General features: G+C 33.3%; 12 protein-coding genes and 1 tRNA gene. All 13 read right to left on the reverse strand.

Annotation, left to right across the window (positions count from 1 at the left end; translation table 11 throughout):
- Positions 1-133: 133 nt before the first annotated feature.
- Positions 134-715, reverse strand: a complete 582-nt coding sequence (locus DNU06_RS03760; protein ID WP_111061895.1) for a uracil-DNA glycosylase family protein — start codon at positions 713-715, stop codon at positions 134-136.
- Between the two features lie 12 nt (positions 716-727).
- On the reverse strand, positions 728-1,951 hold the full coding sequence (locus tag DNU06_RS03765; protein WP_111061896.1) for a bifunctional alpha/beta hydrolase/OsmC family protein: 1,224 nt from the start codon (positions 1,949-1,951) through the stop codon (positions 728-730).
- Between the two features lie 5 nt (positions 1,952-1,956).
- Positions 1,957-2,472: a peptide-methionine (S)-S-oxide reductase gene (locus DNU06_RS03770; protein ID WP_111061897.1), complete on the reverse strand. Its 516-nt coding sequence runs from the start codon at positions 2,470-2,472 to the stop codon at positions 1,957-1,959.
- Positions 2,465-2,746, reverse strand: coding sequence for a DUF427 domain-containing protein (locus DNU06_RS03775; protein ID WP_111061898.1), 282 nt, complete (start codon positions 2,744-2,746; stop codon positions 2,465-2,467). Before DNU06_RS03775 ends, DNU06_RS03770 begins: the two co-directional genes overlap by 8 nt.
- 1 nt (position 2,747) lies before the next feature.
- Positions 2,748-3,287, reverse strand: coding sequence for an NADPH-dependent FMN reductase (locus tag DNU06_RS03780; protein WP_111061899.1), 540 nt, complete (start codon positions 3,285-3,287; stop codon positions 2,748-2,750).
- The gene (locus tag DNU06_RS18180; RefSeq protein WP_379659517.1) at positions 3,284-3,427 is read right to left on the reverse strand and encodes a 4a-hydroxytetrahydrobiopterin dehydratase; all 144 of its coding nucleotides are present in this window, start codon (positions 3,425-3,427) and stop codon (positions 3,284-3,286) included. Before DNU06_RS18180 ends, DNU06_RS03780 begins: the two co-directional genes overlap by 4 nt.
- Positions 3,428-3,583: 156 nt before the next feature.
- Complete coding sequence (locus DNU06_RS03790; protein WP_111061901.1) at positions 3,584-5,152, reverse strand: protein adenylyltransferase SelO; 1,569 nt, start codon at positions 5,150-5,152, stop codon at positions 3,584-3,586.
- 119 nt (positions 5,153-5,271) lie between these two features.
- Entirely contained in the window at positions 5,272-5,550 is a 279-nt protein-coding gene (locus tag DNU06_RS03795) for a GNAT family N-acetyltransferase (RefSeq protein WP_111061902.1), read from the reverse strand.
- Between the two features lie 36 nt (positions 5,551-5,586).
- Positions 5,587-6,039, reverse strand: coding sequence for a peptide-methionine (R)-S-oxide reductase MsrB (msrB, locus tag DNU06_RS03800; RefSeq protein WP_111061903.1), 453 nt, complete (start codon positions 6,037-6,039; stop codon positions 5,587-5,589).
- Between the two features lie 970 nt (positions 6,040-7,009).
- Positions 7,010-7,083 (reverse strand) — tRNA-Arg (locus tag DNU06_RS03805).
- Between the two features lie 51 nt (positions 7,084-7,134).
- Positions 7,135-7,407 carry an ATP-dependent Clp protease adaptor ClpS gene (locus DNU06_RS03810; RefSeq protein ID WP_111061904.1) on the reverse strand — a complete coding sequence of 91 codons (273 nt, stop codon included), beginning with the start codon at positions 7,405-7,407 and terminating at the stop codon, positions 7,135-7,137.
- A 1-nt stretch (position 7,408) separates the two neighbouring features.
- Complete coding sequence (locus DNU06_RS03815; RefSeq protein ID WP_111061905.1) at positions 7,409-15,496, reverse strand: PD40 domain-containing protein; 8,088 nt, start codon at positions 15,494-15,496, stop codon at positions 7,409-7,411.
- A gap of 109 nt (positions 15,497-15,605) precedes the next feature.
- Positions 15,606-20,177: a hypothetical protein gene (locus DNU06_RS03820; protein ID WP_111061906.1), complete on the reverse strand. Its 4,572-nt coding sequence runs from the start codon at positions 20,175-20,177 to the stop codon at positions 15,606-15,608.
- Positions 20,178-20,179 lie beyond the last annotated feature (2 nt).

Genomic DNA, 20,179 nt, shown 5'->3' on the forward strand with positions numbered 1-20,179 from the left:
TTTACCCTCGTTTGGGGGCGCAAAGATACACCTCTTTTTTTACTTGACAATGCCTTTTCTAAATTAATTGTGAAATAAATATATAATTAACGTTAAGCTCCTGTAAACGTGGTGTGAAAATTTTCAACTAACCTTAGACTTTTAATATACTGTGAACCCTATCGTATAAAGAAGGTAAAACGTCATGCTCAAACCATTCATTTTTAGCGTGCCATCTGAAATTTAATGGCGACGGGTGTACAATAGGAAAAAAATCAGGGAGAAATTCATGATAGTTTCGTACTGTTTCTGTTAGGTTTTTTCTCTTTTTCCCTTTAAGATAGTACTGTTGCGCATGTGCTCCAACTAGAATAGTCAATTCAGTATTTAATATATAGGAGTTAATTTGTTTGTGCCATAAAGGAGCACATACTTTACTTGGAGGTAAATCTCCGGTCTTTCCTTTGCCTGGATAACAAAAAGCCATTGGAATAATTGCAAAATTTGAAGGATTATAAAACTGTTCTTCATTGACACCAAGCCAAGACCGCAGCTTTTTCCCACTTAAATCATCCCATGGGATATTTGATTCATGAACTTTTCTACCCGGAGCTTGTCCTATAATAACTATTTTACTAGACTTTGTAAAAGAAAAAACAGGATTAGGTTCAAAAGGTAAATGGTCTTTGCAGGCATCACAAGACCTTATTATGGACTTTAAAATTTCTCCTTCCATATATAATATATCCTATGAAACTTCCGAAGTTTGAAAATGCACCTTATTAGAAAGCGTTTTGTGCACTGGACACTTTGAGGCGATTTCCAATAGTTTTAATCTTTGGCTTTCGTCCAAGTTACCTATTAGTTTAATTTTTTTCTCAATGAAATCTAACTTGCCCATCTCTTCTGTGTCTATATTTAACTCTGAAGCATGTTTTTTAGCATAAGAAAGGTATACAAATACTTCTTTCAGGTCCCATTGCTTTCGCTCAGCGTATAATTTCAAGGTCATAACCGTACAAGCACCAATAGCTGAGTTTAGCAATTCATATGGAGAAGGTCCCAAATCGTCTCCCCCAACCTCTTTTGGTTCGTCTGCAATAAAGTGATGTTTGTTTGTGAAAACTTGACTGGTAAAATTATCTTCTAAGTTTAAGTGAACCACTACTTGCTCTCCTTCAGTACTCAATTTCTTTTTTCCTTCTTTATTAACATCTATATATCTGCTCGCCCATGAACCAATGACATCAGCAACATACAAAGCGTCTTCCTTTTTTGACAGTAAATGATCTGCTCCATCTAAACTGACAAAACTTTTAGGGTGAAACGCATGATGGAATAAATTGGCAGCATTTTCAACACCAACAATTGTATCTTGAGGAGAATGGAGAAAAAGTACTGCTTTATTCAAGGTTTTAATCTTCCCTAATAAATCACTTGCTTCAACATCTTCGATAAATTGTTTTTGAATAGTAAAAGGTCTGCCTCCAATATTGGCTTCAAATGAATTTGTTGATTCAAACTTAGATTTATCATAATTCAACAACTTTTTAATATGATCGGGTTGGGCTGGAGAACCAATAGTTGCGACACATTTAACTAAAGGCAGATGAAAAGCAGCTGTAAGGACCGCGGTACCACCTAATGAATGGCCGACTAATAGCTGTGGTGCTTTATAATTATCAGATAGGTATTGATTGACCGCTAATAAATCACTCACATTATTTGAAAAGTTTGTATTCTCAAACTCACCTTCACTTTTACCTAGACCTGTAAAATCAAAACGAAGTACTCCTATTCCTCTTGAAGTCAATTCTCGGCTGATATGGCGCACCACTCCTAAATTACTATTACAAGTAAAACAATGTGCAAAGATTGCATATTGTTGAATGATGCCATCAGCTGGTAGTTCAAGTTTCGCGGACAAGTTATGACCGTTTATTGTAGGAATAGTTAAATTTTGAGTATTCATAAAAGTTATACGTTTAATGATTTTAATTTCTGATGATTGACATAGTTACTGTATTCATTCCTTAATAAAGTCAATTTAGGGTGAATATAGGTTATGCAAAAAGGTTGATTTGGTTTTGATAAAAAGTAGTTCAATTGTTCTTCTTTATTTAGTCTGAAATCTACAAATTGCAAAACCAACGTAATAATGGGCTTTGGAAAAGTTGACTCTAGGTCAGTTAAACTTTTAGCAATGGTAATTTGTTGGTTTTCGTTGAAAAAATATATAGCTGAACGGTATTTTTTCCGCATTTTATGATTTGAAGTCGCGGCATGAGTATGTAAATGAATTTCGATTAATGTTTCGAGTGAAATAATACTTGAATCGAAATGTACAATGACTCCTTCAGAAAAAGCTTCATTGGGTTTTGCACTACTTATCCATCCCTGCTCTACTTTGTTTACCCCAATCAAAGCGTGAAAAACGCCTTCGGTACACCAATGGCAGCCACCCCCTAATCCTATTTTTTGGTGATTACTCAACAATTACTCCCTTCCAAAAAGCGACTCTATCCTTAATTGATCTTGCTAATTCGCTCGGAGTAGGATAAAACCACGCAGCATCTTTATTTACTTTTCCATCTACTACCACATTATAATAAGATGCGATTCCTTTCCAAGGACAATTCGAGTGCGTTTCATTTAATTCAAAATACTCCTTATTAATACTACTGATTGGAAAGTAATGGTTACCTTCAATATTAACTGTATCTTCACTTTCGGCAATTACAACGCCATTCCATGTTGCTTTTTTCATTTTATTTTTTTAGTTGGTTATTTACTTCTGTTAATGTTTGTTTTAGTTCCTTTAATAAGGTATGGTCTAGAATACCTTTAGTTGGGTTGAAGTTTTCATTAAAATTTGGCAAAGAAAAGCATCCTAACAATTGCGCGCCATCTCTTGGAAACCTTTCAGAAGCAGCTGACAAAACACTTTGCCCTCCTCTTCCACCAGGAGAGGTTGCCATTAACAACAATGGTTTATCATCAAATACTTTTCTATTCGGAATTCTAGAGACCCAATCGTATAAATTTTTAAACGCTGCGTTGTAAGAACCATTATTTTCCGCCAATGAACACACGATAAAATCAGCGGATGAAATTTTACTTGCAAAATCAGTGACAATAGATGGTATTCCAATTTCAGCCTCTAGGTCTACGCCAAAAATAGGTAATGGAAAGTCATTTAAATCCAAAACTTCAATTTCATGTCCTTCAAAAAGGTGAGCAACATAAGTTACAAGCTCTTTATTGATTGACTTTTTACTATTACTTCCTGCAAAAGCTATTATCTTCATTTTTTTATCAATTTGTTTATGGCATATACTATTTCAAAATCAAACTCCGTAATTCCTTTCCTTTCATGTGAATAAAATGAAATACTTACCTTCTTGTACTCGTCCATAATTTTTAGAGGATGATTTCGCGAATTCAGCAATCAAAGTCACTTGAGTTAAAAAGGTAAAAGCATTGATAAAGTTTTCAAATTCGATTCATTTATGTATTACATCTACGGTAATCTATCAATCGAGGTTAAAATGACTCAATTCCTTTATTGCTGTTTGATTTGAATATTGTTTCATCACCTAAAAAATTAAGAACTACAAGACAACATGGCGCATCCAACTTTATGGTTAGCCCATTCCGGTCTTTTGCTATACCATTTTTTCATTTCTGGTTGTTCTTCATAAGGATTTTTCAATAATTCGAACAATTCATTTAATACGCTGTAGTCATTTTCTTCTGCAGCATCAATCGCAATTTGTGCCATATAATTTCTTAAAACATATTTTGGATTAATTGCTTGCATATTTTTTTGTCGTTTTACAATTGCAATACTTTCATTTTTTAAGCATAAAAAATATTTATCCAGCCATTTTTGCCATGCTTTTGATTGTTTTACCAATTCATTTTCTTCAAGGTAGGAGGATTTAACAATACTTTCCCAATACAATTCAAAGTTTAATTCTTTAATTGTGGAAAATTCTCGAAAGAAAATCGTAAAATCTAGGCTGGATTTTTCCATCAAGGCATTTAAGTCAGGTACAAAGTTTTCATCCACTTCATTCATTTGATATAGGCCTAGTTTTTCTAACATCATTTGAGTGTATTCAATTTGAAACTCATCTCTAAACTCTAAAAGTATTTTTTCCAATGGATCAACTTCATTCACTAACGGATAAAGTGCATTTGCTAGTCTAGTTAAATTCCAAAGCGCAATGTTGGGTTGATTTCCGAATCGGTATCTTTTATGTTGGCGATCTGTAGTATTTGGTGTCCATCCTGGATCATAATTTTCCAACCAACCGTAAGGACCGTAATCAATCGTCAATCCTAAAATTGACATATTATCTGTATTCATTACACCGTGCACAAAACCGACTCTTTGCCAATGCAGCATCATTTCCTTAGTTTTACTTGCAACCTGACTAAAAAAGGCAAGGTATTTTTCTTTACCAGTAGTTTTAATATTTGTAAAATGACTTTTGATGGTATAGTCTGCTAAATGTCGCAAGTTTTCCAAATCTTCTCGGGCGGCAAATATTTCAAAATTTCCAAATCGAATAAAAGACGGTGCCATTCTACTAACCACAGCTCCAATCTCTTCTTTTGGATTTCCATCATATAGCATGTCTCTAGTGACCATATTACCAGTCTTTACTATAGAAAGGGCTCTAGTTGTTGGAACATTTAAGTGAAACATAGCCTCACTACATAAATATTCTCGGATAGAAGATCTTAAAACAGCTAATCCATCAGCAGTTCTTGAATAAGGCGTTGGGCCAGCACCTTTCAATTGCAGTTTCCAATTTTGATTATTTAAATCAATTTCGGCAATATTTATTGCTCTTCCATCACCAAGTTGTCCAGCCCAATGACCAAATTGATGGCCTCCATAACACATGGCATATGATTTAAAATCTGAAAATGATTTATTCCCACTTAAAATTTGAAGCGCTTCTTGATCGGATTTAAAGTCTATACCTAATTCATTCATTAAAACCGAATTTTTATGGACCCATTCCGCGGCCTTTGTTTTTTTAGGATTTACAAAGGAAAAACCGGCATTTACGACTTGTCTTGGAATATTTACTTCCGAAACATCCGCTGGTAACATTTTAGAAAAAGTTTTCGTGTTTTTTAAATGTATAAAATCTATCATTTTATTTGTTTATTGATTTTAAGGAGATTCTTAAGATTCATGAACCGAAACGACCTTTAGAACACAGGTGTAAATAACCTCAATTTTTGATGAAACCATATGCCTTTTAATCATTTTAATTAGTATTCAATTATATGCTTCCATTTTTCACTTCGCATAGCAATAACTTTAATATACCCACATATGGCTTTTACTTTCAGGCCATCTTCAGTCAAAATTTCAAATGTTTTCTCGACCAGCTCTTTTCCCACACCTCGTCCCCTTAACGAAGTTGGAACCTCTGAGTAGGTCAGATAATACTTGTTATCTATAATTTCATATTCAATAAATGCTTTTTGATCCTCTTCTAATTGCAATATGAACCGTTTGGAATCTTTATCGTGTTTTAAATTGCTCATGGTTTACTTTTTATGTATGAATTAACGAAAAAAGACTCATGCTACTACTTTATCTAACTTCATAGATTCAGAATTCACACAATATCTTAACCCACTAGGTTCAGGACCGTCAGGAAAAACATGCCCTAAATGACAATCACAAGTATTACACATCACCTCTACTCTGACCATCCCATGGGTGGTATCTTTATGGTATTTGATTGCATTCCTTTTAATCGGTTGGGTAAAACTAGGCCAACCAGTACCAGAACTAAATTTAATGGTCGAATCAAATAAAGGAGTAGCACAACAGACACAATTGTACTTTCCTGCTTCATGTGCGTGACATAAATCACCTGTACCCGGAGGTTCTGTTCCTTTCATTCTTGCTATTCGAAATTGTTCCGGTGTTAATAATGCTTTCCACTCCTCCTCTGTTTTCTCGACCCTTCTATCGGGAGTTGGATTTCCTTGCATTGTAAATTTTATAATATCATTCCAAGTTAACATAACTGTATTTTATTTGGTTGCATTTAGTATTATCAAAAGTAAGGCTTACTGTTTGAATATATTTTGTTTTTTTTAATAATTGGCGAATTCTATTTTTTTAATGAAGCGACTTAAATGTACTTATTGATTGTTAAATTATAGAATTTAGAGCTATAAGTATTGTTAAATTCTTAGAAATACTAACTGAGGTTAATCTATCTTAAATGTGCAAGCATTTTGAATTGTGGAATGAGAAGATGCTCGCTGCGCTTTGCTGCTGATTTGGTGGGGGGCGAACTGCGTTCGGTTGGGCATGAGAATGAGGAGACGCTCGCTGCGCTTTGCTACTGATTTAGTGGAGGGCGAACTGCGTTCGATTGGGTAGAGAATGAGGAGACGCTCGCTTCGCTTTGCTGCTTTTTTAGTGGGTGGACGAACTGCGTTCGATTGGGAAGAGAATGAGGAGACGCTCGCTTCGCTTTGCTACTGATTTGTTTGGTGGCCGAACTGCGTTCGGTTGGAGCAAGAGAATGAGAAGACGCTCGCTTCGCTTTGCTACTGATTTGTTTGGTGGCCGAACTGCGTTCGGTTGGAGCAAGAGAATGAGAAGACGCTCGCTTCGCTTTGCTACTGATTTGGTGGGTGGGCGAACTGCGTTCGGTTGGGTAGAGAATGAGAAGACGCTCGCTTCGCTTTGCTACTGATTTGTTTGGTGGGCGAACTGCGTTCGGTTCGGTATAGAATGAGGAGACGCTCGCTGCGCTTTGCTACTGATTTGTTTGGTGGGCGAACTGCGTTCGGTTGGATTTAATATTTTTGAGACAGATTAAGCGCTTTGCGCTTGATCCTTTGAGCTCCGAATTCCGAAAACAAAACACATCAATTTCATTGATTTGGTTTGTTTTCTTTTTATCACTTCCTCAAACTTTGTTTGGGAAGGTGCTAAAACGAAAAAAACCCAGCACTAAAGTGCTGAGTTTTGTTTTCTTAGTGACCTCGGCAGGATTCAAACCTGCAACCGCCACAGCCGTAATGTGGTATTCTATTCAGTTGAACTACGAGGCCAATTATTTGGAGTGCAAAAGTAATATATTATTTTACTTCTACACTATATTTTTAATGAATTTTTGAATTAATTCCTCTTTCATTCAAAGCGTCTTTCATTGGCTTTAAAATTTTAAAATTTCCATTTTTAACAGCACACTTACCATTATAATGTATAATCCAAGTACATTGTTCTGCTTGAACCATTTCATGCTTACATACCTTCACTAAAGAATCAATTACATGATCAAACGTATTTATGTCATCATTATAAATTACTAATGAGTTTTCCTCTTTTTTAACGGCTTCTTTCTTTACGACCTCTAGTACTTCTGTTTCCTCCATTTTATTTGCCTTTAATTTCTAATGCTTTTTCTACACTAATCTGAACATATTTATGAAATGCTACAATTTCAAGATTATTCAATCCAGCAGCTTTAATTTCTTCCATTTGTTCTTTAGCTTCTACAAAAGTATTTAAATTTTCTGTATGAATCAACAGTTCTCCTGTCTCTAATGTTTCTTGTTCAATGTTAATTTTACTCAAAGTGTTTAATTTATTTTGGATGTCATTAGGTACTACCCCGTTATAAGTTCCGACATTCACACGATAATAAATTGCATCCGCCTCATAAAAAATATCATTTACATCAATACCTTCAAAAGAATCGTACTCTGTTAATTCATCAATTGGTTCATCATTCAATATTTTATTTGCTTCATTAAACGGAATAACTTGAATATTATAGAAAGATATAATTTTCATATTTTCAAATCCTAACTCGTTAATCTCTACCAAACGTTTTTTGACTTCAGAAATCGTAAAGAACTTTTGTGTATATAAATAAACACTATTGTCTGCATCTATCTCCGTATCGAAATAGATATTATCATCATTAAAAAGGTAATTTGCTACATTACTAGGTACAGTATTAATATACTTTCCGATTAAAATTCTATAATACACATTACTTTTATTGTATCTAGTCTGCTGAACAGCATTCACTTCACTTACTGAAGCTCCTTTTGTAAGTATTTCTTCTCCTTTTTCAGCTATTAATGTTTTAGCATCTCCGATAGCAATTCGATCTCCTTTAAAATAAGCAGTCACAAAGGCGTCTACAATTCCAATTTCTACCAATTGATTTTTTCTTTCAGTCGCCTTATTAAGCTCGGTATAAATACCTGTTGAATATCGAATTTTACCACTTTTCGTTAATTGACTATTTAAAGGAGATACATTAAATAATTCTATTGCAGCAACTGGTTGGCTATATACACCAATTTGCACAGTATAAAATAATCCTTCAATTATCTCTACTTGATTTGCAGGTGCAGCATTTTTTACAGAAGTATAATAACTAGCCTTTTCAATTTCATAGGCAGATTTTGGTCTAATCAAAATGTCATCCGTTTTACCAGTAACCTGATCACTTATATTTTCCTTTAAATTATCATTTTGCACTTTATTTTGCTCCTTATTTATATTATCGTTTTCAGTTAAAGTGGTATTTCCATCATTATTACCTCCATTATCTTGTATAGCAATAATTGGTGTATCAATCCCAGGTATTATACCGCTTTCTTCAATACTTCTTGCTTTTGCAATAGAAATTCTCTCTCCATTTAAATAAGCAACCACAAACGCATCATTATAATTCCCTATTCCATGAATTTCAGTTTTAGCCTCATTCGCAGGGACGAAATTAGTAAAGTACCCCACCATATATCGCGTAACTCCTGTTTGAATAACTTGACCTGAAACTGGAGCAAATTTATTAAAATACTCTGGAGGCAAAGGATTTCTAAATGCACCTACTTGTACTTTATATACTAAACCTTCAGGTTGTTTTGCATTTACTGGAATTGGGTTGTCCTTTGAATAAACAGAACGGTCCGTTTTTCTGAAAATTTGACCATTTAATTTACTCGGTGGAATATAATCTGAAGATGCTTCATTTAATACCGTACTATCCGTGTCTACATTATTCCCATTTTCACCAATCGTGTTTAAAGTTAAATTATCGGTGGTTATATCTTCTGCAGTTAACTCAATTTTTGTTTCTGGACTGGTACCTGCGGAAGCCATTACCATCATATTTTCTTTTAAGTTTGCACTAGCGTTAGCGTTATCCAATATTACATTTGCACTGGTAAATTTTGTAATGGCAGCATCTTTATATTGCAATTGAGATTTTTTTAAAGATTCAATTTCTTCAATAATAGTGGACACCTCTTCCTCATCACGAATGTTTTCCGCACTAACATCTTCTCCTTCTACAATAGCCATTCTAATTATCTTACTCGCCTTTTCCTTTAGCTCATTAATTTGAATTTCAATTTCAGTTGCTTTTTCTAAATCCTTATTCCCGCCATCAATTTTATCGAAATAAGTAGCATAAACATCTGTTTTTAAAACCGCAAGTTGATCGGTATTGGATACATTTTTATTAATATTCTCTGGCAACTTAGTGATCACTTCTTGTTCTTTAACCTCAATTTCACCGGCTTTATATCTTAAATCGTCAGCTTTAACCCTTAATTCAGTTTCTTTTTTCTCATTTCTCTCTACTTGTTCCAAAATAGCTGCTCGGTATTTTTTCTTCACTGTTTGAACAGAGTCTGTTAAGTACGAAGACTGAGTTTCTAACAATTGTGCTTCTCGATCCAAGTCATTAGCCAAGTCGTATAATTTAGAAGAAGCTCTATTATCTATGTTCTTATCTACGGAAACAATTACTAAGTCGGAAGTTGTTAATTCGGAAATAACTACAGCAGTTTTAAAGGTCGTACTTGCAGTATTCAGCATATTTTGCGCTTCAAACTCTAATTTGGAAGCTTTTTTGAATAAATCATTCGCCAAAATAGGATTTTTAATTTCATTTGCTTCTTTTCTTAATGCTTTGGCTTGTTCGATTTTTGCTTTTGCAATAACAATGGCTTCTTCTGCATTTCGAATTTCTTCATTGACTATGCTTTCCCCTTTTGTATAAATTGAATTTGATTTACTTTCTTCCAAAGTAAGCCATAACTTCTCATCAATTACACCTTCTAAATCTGTTATTAAACGATTATGTAATATCGCTTGTTTAGTTTTTGCTTTTAAAATATCTTTTTCAATTTTACCTAACTCTCCTTCGCTAGCCCTTAATTTTTTTCTTTCTAAGCGAGAGATATCTTTTTCAAAATCTTCAATCAATTTTACATCTTTTTTAATCAAGACAATTTGATCAGGATCTAATTGTTCTCCAAAATTATCCGGATTCAATGGTTCAAACATTCCCATTTGCTCTTGTCCATCCTCCTCCGGAGCATCACTTATTGCATTTAACATGCGTAAGTTATTTTCAACTTCAACGCCCATAGCATCTTGTAATACTGTTAAATTTTCAATATTTTCATTTGCTTCGTACTCTGCCGTTGGATTATCTTTAATTATTTGCTTTTGTTTCGCTATTTCCTTTTCAATCTCAAAAATCACCACCCTATTTAACTCTACAGTTTTCTCTAATTTTTCCGTTGTAGAATTGGAAGCGTATTCAATTTTTTCTTTTCTTGAATCATAGTCAGGCATGATATCATCAATTTGAACAAAAACTTCAGAAGGAGTTTCAAGGTCCACTATTGCTGCTTCACTATTTGCTTTCTCTTGTTCAATAACCGATTTTAAATCATTTAGATTTGAAATTTTTTGTGTTGCATATTCTTTATTAGGGGAGTCAATTCTTAAATAAGTTTCCAACTCTTTAACTTCTAACTCTATTTTATTCAATGTTTTTTCATATAGATTTATCTTGTCTTGTTCTATTACTAATTGGGGCTTTTCAGAATTTTGAATGCTATCCATTTCTGCAGAATAGTTTGGACTTACGTCTTCGATAGTTACTGCGCCATAAATAACAGGAAAAGCGACATCTTCCGTTTTACCTGTTGTCGAATTTTGTGTAGAGTCGTTATCAATTGCTTCATTTACGGCTATTTCGTCAAATTGACTTAATTTTCCTTTAACTGGTAGGTCAGGATTTGCATCAATAATGGCTTTTAGTTGTTCATACTTTTGAATTAAAAGCGTTTTTCTTTTGTCTTCTCCATTTTCATCTATATCTTTTTTAATCGATTCTATTTTTTCATCAATCAATTTTACAGACTCTTTGTTTAATTTTTTTACCTCTTCCGCTTGTTCAACTTCATCTTCAAGTGCATTGATTTTCTCAATTTCTAATAGGTAATCAGGATTCACATCTTCCACATCTACCAATATATTATAGTTGATCAAATCATCTCCCACTTTTGCTTTACTAACATTTACTTTTTCAGCTAGGTCAGCTTCAATAATTTCTAAACTGGCTATTCTTTTCTGAATTTGTTTTTTATTTTCAGGCGTACTATTTAATCCATTATTTAACCTTCTAATTTCATATTTTACATCTGCTAAAACTTCTTCATTATACGCTGCTTTTTTTCTTTCTAAATCTTTACTTGACACAGCGTTATCATCAATTGCTTGAATTTCATCCTCATATTCCGGCACCAAATCTTCTAACTTTTGTATTCCTTTAATGTCTGTTAATGCTTCTTCTCCTTCTAGAATCACCACACCATAATAATCTTTATCAAAATTATTTTGTATCTCTTTCTTCAAAGCGACTAATTCTTCTATTTCATAATTTAATTCTGGACGTGGATTTGCGGTATTCTGCATTTTTGTTTTTACAATTTTATCTTCTAAATCTTGAATGGCTTGTTCATTTAATTTTTGGATGGCCCGTATTTTTTCATCATCACTATTTAAATTATTAATTTCATAGGAACTTGAAGTATAGTTAGGCGAAATAGATTCCACGGAGTTTTTTAATTTTGGATTCTCCGCTACAATTTTATCTATTAAGTCCTTACTAATATTAATTTCTTCTTCTATGATATTATTTAGCATTTGTAAATTTTCAATTCTTTTTAATGCTATTTTATCTTTAGACTTAATAGGGTCACTTGTAATGAAATCAATTTCATTCGTTATTTTATTCGATAAAGATTGATTTAAATTTAATTTGGCTTTCTCTTTATCAATCTGATTTATATTTGAGCGATCAATTTTAGCGATATCCGTTTCATAGTTTGGCATAAAATCACTGGTAGTCACCTCCGATTTCGTAACCTGTACCGTTTCCGTATTTGGTTTTTCAATTTCAATGATTGGAATAGCGTTACTAGATTGCAATTCATTTACCAACCTAGTCAATTGCGTTTTTTCATTTAATAAATTAGCATCATTCGGTGCATTATTCAATTGCGCTTCTACTTCTTGTAACTGTTCATTTGCATTCGCCAAGGTTGCGGCATTTAAGCTTTTTATTTCATTTGATTTATCCTCATCCGAATTAGAGGAATTATAAATTGCTTCAGCTCTTGATGCATAATTTGGATTTGCCTTATCTATGGCATCCTTATAGGTAAATTCAATTGTTTCTTCTCCATTCACAGGATCTACCGATTCGGCCGTATTAACAATACGTATTCTATTTTCTTGCGTTTGGACTTCTAATTCTTTAAGTTGACTAATTTCTTCTGGCAATACCAAATTGGTATTGTCTTTGGCGTAAGCTTTCTCCTTTTCTTTAATTTGTTTTTCAATTAAACTAAGTAATTGCTCCTCTAAAGCAATCTCAGATTTATTCTTTTCTTTTGCTTCCTTTATCTGGGCTATGCTATTTTTTCTATCCCCATATTCGGGAAAAATATCCGAAACCGTAATTTTATTCATGTCCATTACAGTAGAATCCGAATTTACATCATTGTCTAAAGCCGATTGATTATCCACATCAGCTGTTTGATTATCATTATCCGTTGTCTGATTATTTGCGGTTGCTTCTTGTTCTTCCAATGCTAAGGCAATGGCATTTAATTTTTCAATGTCTTTGACAATTTTCTCTTTTTCCGTTTCACTATCGGTTTGCATCAATTTTTCATTCAAAGCTGCAATTTTTATTTCTACCTCTTGCACTGATCTATAATCACTCGCAATGATGGCAGATTCATTAAGTCCATTTAAATCTGCATACTCCCCATTAATTTGATTTTCCTTAAACACATCATTAACTGCTTCCTGATCGTTTAAAAAGGAGCTGTTTTTTAAATCCAGTCCAATTTTCAGTTTTTGGGTAGAAGATATTTGCGCTAGGTTTTCAGCAGTACGATTATCTTCACTTTTAATATCATTAGTTGCATTGACCATTGCAATTGCCATTTGATCCTGCTCATTAAATCTATCTAATTTTCCTTCCTCTTTAATAATCTCAGATTGAATGATATCTTTTTCACTTTCTACAGATTGAATTTGGCTTTCAATTTCGGCCTTTTCTTTTTTCTTTTTAGTATTTGCCAAAGTTTCTTTTAAACGAGCAGCATCTTTCATTAATTGTTCCTCTCGGAGACGTAATTCAGAAATAGAAGCATTTATTTCATTTAGACTTTTTGACTTTTCATTTCCTTCTTTTACTATCTCATTAAAAAAGTCCTCACTAGAGCGTTCATTTATTTGACTAATTGCATTAGCATTATCTTCTACAAACTTGGTAAATGCCATTCTATCATCTTGCGAAACTGACTTAACCGCAGTTAAAGTTTTCTTATTTTCGACTAAACTTTTATCATTTTCTTTTTTCTGTTTTTCAATTTCCAATCCTAGGTTTATCGTAACTTCTGCTTCTTGGTTTAATTTGGTTGCAGCTTTATTAATTTTATAAGCCTCCGTTAATTTTTTATTCTTTAATGCTGAATCTTCTATTAGTAAAGCTTTCTCTACCATTTCTTTTACGGCTAATAATTTTTCTTTCGCGGCCTCACTTTTTGCTGCCGCTAGATGATGAGCGACATTAGAATTTTCTATCAATTGTTCATTTTCTTTTTCTATATCTGCAATGGATCGATTAATAAGATCTTCTACATCCGCAGGTGTTGCATAAACATCCAATCCAACGTCTGTAAATATTTTATCCGAATTTCTTATTTTATCTAAAGAATCTAAATCGTATTGATTAGCGTTAGGATTTAATTTAGAAAGTGCTTGATACACTTCAGACATTACGGCTGTTGGATCTTCAAATCTTTCATCAAATAAAGTTTTCACCAGCATTGTTTCTTGCTCAGCTTTATCGTATTGATGCGTGATTGCTAATTTTAATGGGCGAAACTCTTTTAAATAAGGCACTGTCACTTCGGCTCTGTGAATAATATTACTGCCGTTTACAGATAAATCAAAATTATATTTCCCACTTTTTGGCACCGTAAGAAGAATACTACCATTCCCTGCTGCAGACTTAAATGTACCTACTGTTTCATCAGAACCAAATCTTTTAATTTCAACGGTTAATTCACGATTACCTGGGTTGATAGTATTTTTAAATTCCCCTTTTAAGACCATCATTTCCAATGGTACTTTTTCTACTCGAACATTATAGACGAACAATTTACCATATTGGCTTTCTCTTGCAGAGGAAAAATAAGCCATTCTATCTAGGCTATCTACAATGTATAAAATATCATCATTCGGAGAAGAAATGGCAAAATCCATGTTTTTTGGCGTTGCAAAAGAAGCACCTTCAATAATCACTTTACTTTTAAAAACATCATACCCTCCCATGGAGTTGTGCCCTTTAGAGGAAAAATACAAGAACTTTCCATCTGGACTCAAATAAGGATAATCTTCGTCTTCTTCTGTGTTAACATCCCCTACCACTTTTATAGCATCTGTCCATTTACCGTTTGGTAATTTTTGTTTTACAAAAATATCGAGACCTGTAGATTCATCATTTCCATAACTAGAATAGAATATATAAGGGGAGTCATCTGGAAAATAAATAATTGGTCTATGCCCATTTTTTTTGTCAAGTTTGGATTGAAACTGATCTGTTATCAATAGATTACCACCAATATTATTTAATTTATAAAGTTCATAAAAATCTTCTTTTTTCACTTCTACTTTATCCAATACAATCATATCTGTGATATTGGAGAGTAATTTTTTTCCATTTTCACAAGCATTTAGATTCGCTGTGATATTGTATTTTTTTCTTTCTCCTGGAGAAGCGACGGCTTCAAACTTTGCATAATAAGTCAATGCATTAGTAAACTGAAAATTCAAATGATAGGCTTTACCCATATAGAAGTAAGCCAACTTATCAATACTTGGATTTTTAACTGAAAAACTTAGAAAACGAATCGCTTCTGTTTTATCTTGTGCGCTATAAATTAAGCATGCGCCATATTTGAAGTTCAATTCATGGTTACGTGGCTCCACATTTAACAACTGCAAATAAAGTGGCGTAGCCTCCAGAAAAGCTTCGGTTTTAAATAGTTCATCCGCCTGTTTTCTTATCTCTTCGGTTGTTTGCGCGACAGAAATATTTGTAATTACGATAAAAATCAGTAAAAACAAAAATGATATTTTAAAATTAAATTGTTTCAAAAATTCATTATTAGTTAAATGTTTACAACTATCATACGGCCTTAATCAACAAAGGTTCAAAAATTAAACACAAAAATACTTACTCGCCAAATAAACTTTTGAACTGCGCAATGTAGATAGTTTTATTACTGAACTCATACCCTAATTTCTTCTGTTTTCTTTTATCTTCTTTAAGCGCTAATAAATAAGCTTCTAACAATTTATCTGTCGTAAAAACTTGCAATTTAGTATCTTTTTTTAGTCTTTCAAAGTTATAATAATAGTAAGTATTTCCAGGTAGGTCGACCATATACATCAACTTATCGCCTCTATCAGCGTTTTTAACGGAATAAGCTATCGCAAACTTAACCGTAAAATCTCTCATGATTGGCACCTCATATAAGTTTGCGATTCCAGAAATAGGTTTAGATAAGAATGCTTTATTTCTATTGTCCCATTGTAATTTAAGATTGGTAAAATAGATAGGTTTTTCCATTTCCTTTGGCACCTTTTTAATTTCGCCTTTGATGGTATAATCAGACTTGAAGTTTTCTGCGGTTTTTTCATCCACCAATTCTTTGATAGATTGCTCCAGGGAAGTCCTATTAAAGTCGATACCTGCTAATCCTTCAGTTGCTAGAATTCCATTCGACATAAACTCCATTGCTTTTTTATCGTAAAAGTGTGCAATACTACCAGACAAATTCATGGATGTTATTCCGGTAGCCGCAATGTATTCTATATTTCCGACTGTATATAATGCAACATCTGGAATATCTATGTTTAAATCCACTATACCATCACCTTTCATGGAACAACTTTGGGTATGCAGACTAATATAGTTTCCTTTTTCAGCACGGTTAATTAACTTTTCTGAACTAGCAATTCTATATTCTTTTGCTTGGTCGTTATAAGTTAACACACCCGAAGAAGTAAACAATACCTTATCCGTTTTATTCTCAAGAGAAGACAAGAAAGCAGGATAAACGCCAAGACTGTCGTAATCCGAAGTATTTCTTAGAATTAAGCCCACTGCAATATCATTACCTTCCAAATCTTTCATTTTTTCATTCACCGGAATTAAAATATTGTTAGGATCTATTTCTGCGGTAAATTTCATCCAGTTTTTCGCAAACTGATCGCAATTATGGTTAATTCTAGTTGCCCCATCAAAAGTTAAGTACTTGGTAGAAGCCTTCAATTTAACGTTACCATAAAAGTCAAATTGATCACTTAACTTAAAGTTCGTTTCACTCGCAATTTTACCCGTCGCTGTGGTTTGATAGGCTGAATCTAAACTAATCTCATCAAAATGTATCAATTGTTCTTTTTTATTGGCATCAATAAAGGTATAATCGCCAGTAGCTTTATACTTTCTTCTTGCTTTAATATCCACATTTGCATTAATGATTTGGTGGTATTTTGTAATAAAATTGGCAACAATTACCGCATTTTCCATTGGGTCGATTACTGCTTTTTTATAAATAATGATTATATTATTATCTGGTGTAATCCGTGCATCTGCCACATCAATATAATCGACCTTGTTACACGTTAAAACTTTCGATTTTATGTCGAAATTTGCCCTTGGCGATCGAAAATTTAAGGAATCTTGTTTTGGGTGTACAGAGAAGAAGTTGGATTCTGCAATGTCCAAATCAGATTCAATAGTTAAATCTTTTTTCTCCATGTCTAACTGATCATCATCCATCAACCAATTAAACACATCCATATAACAGATGTATTGATTCTCCGGAAAGTTTACAATTGAAGTACCATCATTACTTTCAAATCTACCTACACGTTCTTTAAAATCCACATGCCCTTTAACGTTAATCGTTTCAAAAGAAACAATTTCTTTATTCATTACGGTATCAATATCTGCCAAATTAAAATCAGCAGTATCCGCATTTATTTCTGTTTGTTTAAGTTCAAATTGTTTGGACTTATACTCTGCTTTTCCAAAATAAGTAGCACCTAACCCTGTCATCCCTTGTGGTGTTAATATAGTTCTCCCTGCCATTACAACCTCGCTATTGTACAAATACATACTTTCATCTTTCGACTCCGTTTTTAGTATTTTTTGTTTTGGAATATAAGTCACCAAAGCATTACTAGCAATTACATCTGGCACATCCAATCCATCCGCCTTACTTTGTGAAGTGTTGATAAAATTGGACACCCCCATAGTTGAATCCGCAAAAAACACAAAATCTTCACTTTTAGTGTTAGAGGTTAAGAAATTAATTTCACCAGACCCTCTCAAACCTCTATTACTTAACCTTATGTCGTTCTTATACTTGGCATCATTACCATAAAAGCGATAACCTTCTGCTGGTGCGACCGTTTTAAATCCAAAAGCATAATCCTCTTGTATTCTTATCTTTTCTTTAAATACGGGGAAAATTCCTGAAGAGCGCATTTCTCCATCAAAAGCAACATTTTGTTCACTAAAATTATCCAAACTATCAAATTCGAAAGGATCTAACTTAAAGTAGAAAGAGGCACTATCGTAAGTCCCTTTGAAAATGGAAGGGTGATTATAATAAATATAAGCGTTTTTCTTAGTACTTAAAATCGGGTAATTAGTGATTTTACTATTATTTCCAGCCTTATTATCTGCATTATCAATCAATAATTCTCCTTCAAATTTTGACAAGTGAGACGTCATGGGTATAAAATTCGTACCGCCTCCAAATATAGGTCTAACCCTAAATAAGGCTGCAGAAACTTCAGACAGATTAATTTTAAAATCGCTATAATTAAAAGCGCCATTATCTAAATAGACTTCTGCTTTACCAGCAGAAATTGCACCTTCAAAAAGGAAGTTTCTATTTTCTTGAAGTAATATTTCACCATTTTTTGGAAACACCACAACACTTTGTGCAGTCGATAGTTTTATCGGATCCAATTCATTTAAGCTTAAATCTAAAGAAACCAGATTAATGGTTCCAAAATTCATTTTTTCAAATTTTCTTTTGTTTAATCTATCTGCTCTTTCGTTAAAACTGGCAGCATCCTTATTTTCCGTTCCATCAGGATTGGTTGCTGGTTGTTTTGTAATTTGATTAAAGTCTGAAATAAACACAATATCATCATAATCTGTTTTCCCTGCCCTAGCATCAATATACTTTTTAGTTTTAGGTAAGATAGTAATGGTTTTATCTAGGCTATTGTAAGTAATAAAACCCAAATTAGAAAGGTCTAGTAAGATAGGTACAATTTGATTAGTCGACAGCCCCATAAAGTTTGCCGCTTCACTGATTGGATAAGTCTCTTTATCATATTTATAGTAATATTTGTAAACAGCTACCAATGGATGGGTAGCGTTCATACCTTGAATTTGACTATAAAGTCGGGCATTAAAATATTCTTTGGATTCGAATTTTGCAATTTTATTATTGGATCCAAAATTCCATTCTAGGGTCAAATTATTGTCTGATTTTCGCCAAACCAATTTATCCATGTACATGTCTAACTGGTGAAAAGAATTAGAAAAGGGCGCTTGGGCCAATCCTTCTTTATCTCTAGACATTTCAATACTTTCAATATCATACTTCAGGATTAGGCCTGGGTGAAAAATAGAATCAGCAGCATTTAAATACAAAGTAGTACGACAATCCTCTACATAAACTCCTTTTTGATTAATACTAAAACGCATGCCAGTTGCTTTCACAAATGTTTTATTATCCTTAAAAAAAATAAGCGAAGCAGGTTCATTATCTAGACCTATACCAATAAAATTAGAACCATTCAAGGCAAAACCACCCACATAATCCACATCCTTTAAGATATTTTTTTTGACAATTTTTTTACTAAAAGAGATAAATTGTGGATAATCGTAGTTACCATCTTTAATATCTGATTTAGCCATATCGGTAAAGGAGCCCCATAAAGGTCTATCATAGAAATCAGTATTTACAAAAGCACTATCGGAACTTATTTTTGTCGCTTTTAAGGACATGGTATAATCGGTAATACTCGCTTTATTTTTTAACGGATCCAAACCTGTTTTCGCCCAATTTATTTCACCACCTCTACCTTCCCACTTTTCAATCAGTGGTTGATAGACGCCAGTAGTATGGTACAATACCGTTGAATCAGAATACTTGTCGGCCTTACGGGATTGATTTTTATTAATGACCAAGCATTTCAGTTTAACATCATTAAATTGAATTTCCGGCTTATTTTTGATAAAATCAAATTGATAAGTACCACCTGCAACCATCCATTCGTGTCGGGTATTAGAAAATATTACACCATTATCGAACAAACCCGCGCATGTTTCTATAAACTCTTTAAAGGATTGTACTTTTTTCGATTGTAACAACTTATCAATAGTAGCATGCCAAGACTCAAAACTTTCTGCAGGCTGTTTATTTTTCACAAAACTATATGCAGAGAAAAGGTAGCCATACAAGTCAGGGTAACCCGACAATCTTTTTTCTAAAATCAAATTAGAAGTTGAAACGACTCTTGAACGGTAAGCAGGAGAGAATTCATTCATCCACACGGGTGTAAACTCCTCAATAAAAGCTTTAGTTTTTCCGCGATTTATCGCAGACAAATACTTATCGACCTGTTTAATAAACGATTCTGGATCAGCAGAAAAGTTTTGTCCAATTCCTTGAAAAGAAATTAATAAAATAAATCCGATAAGTAAATTTTTCATGT

The organism is Putridiphycobacter roseus (assembly GCF_003234935.1).
GTDB lineage: Bacteria > Bacteroidota > Bacteroidia > Flavobacteriales_D > Crocinitomicaceae > Putridiphycobacter > Putridiphycobacter roseus.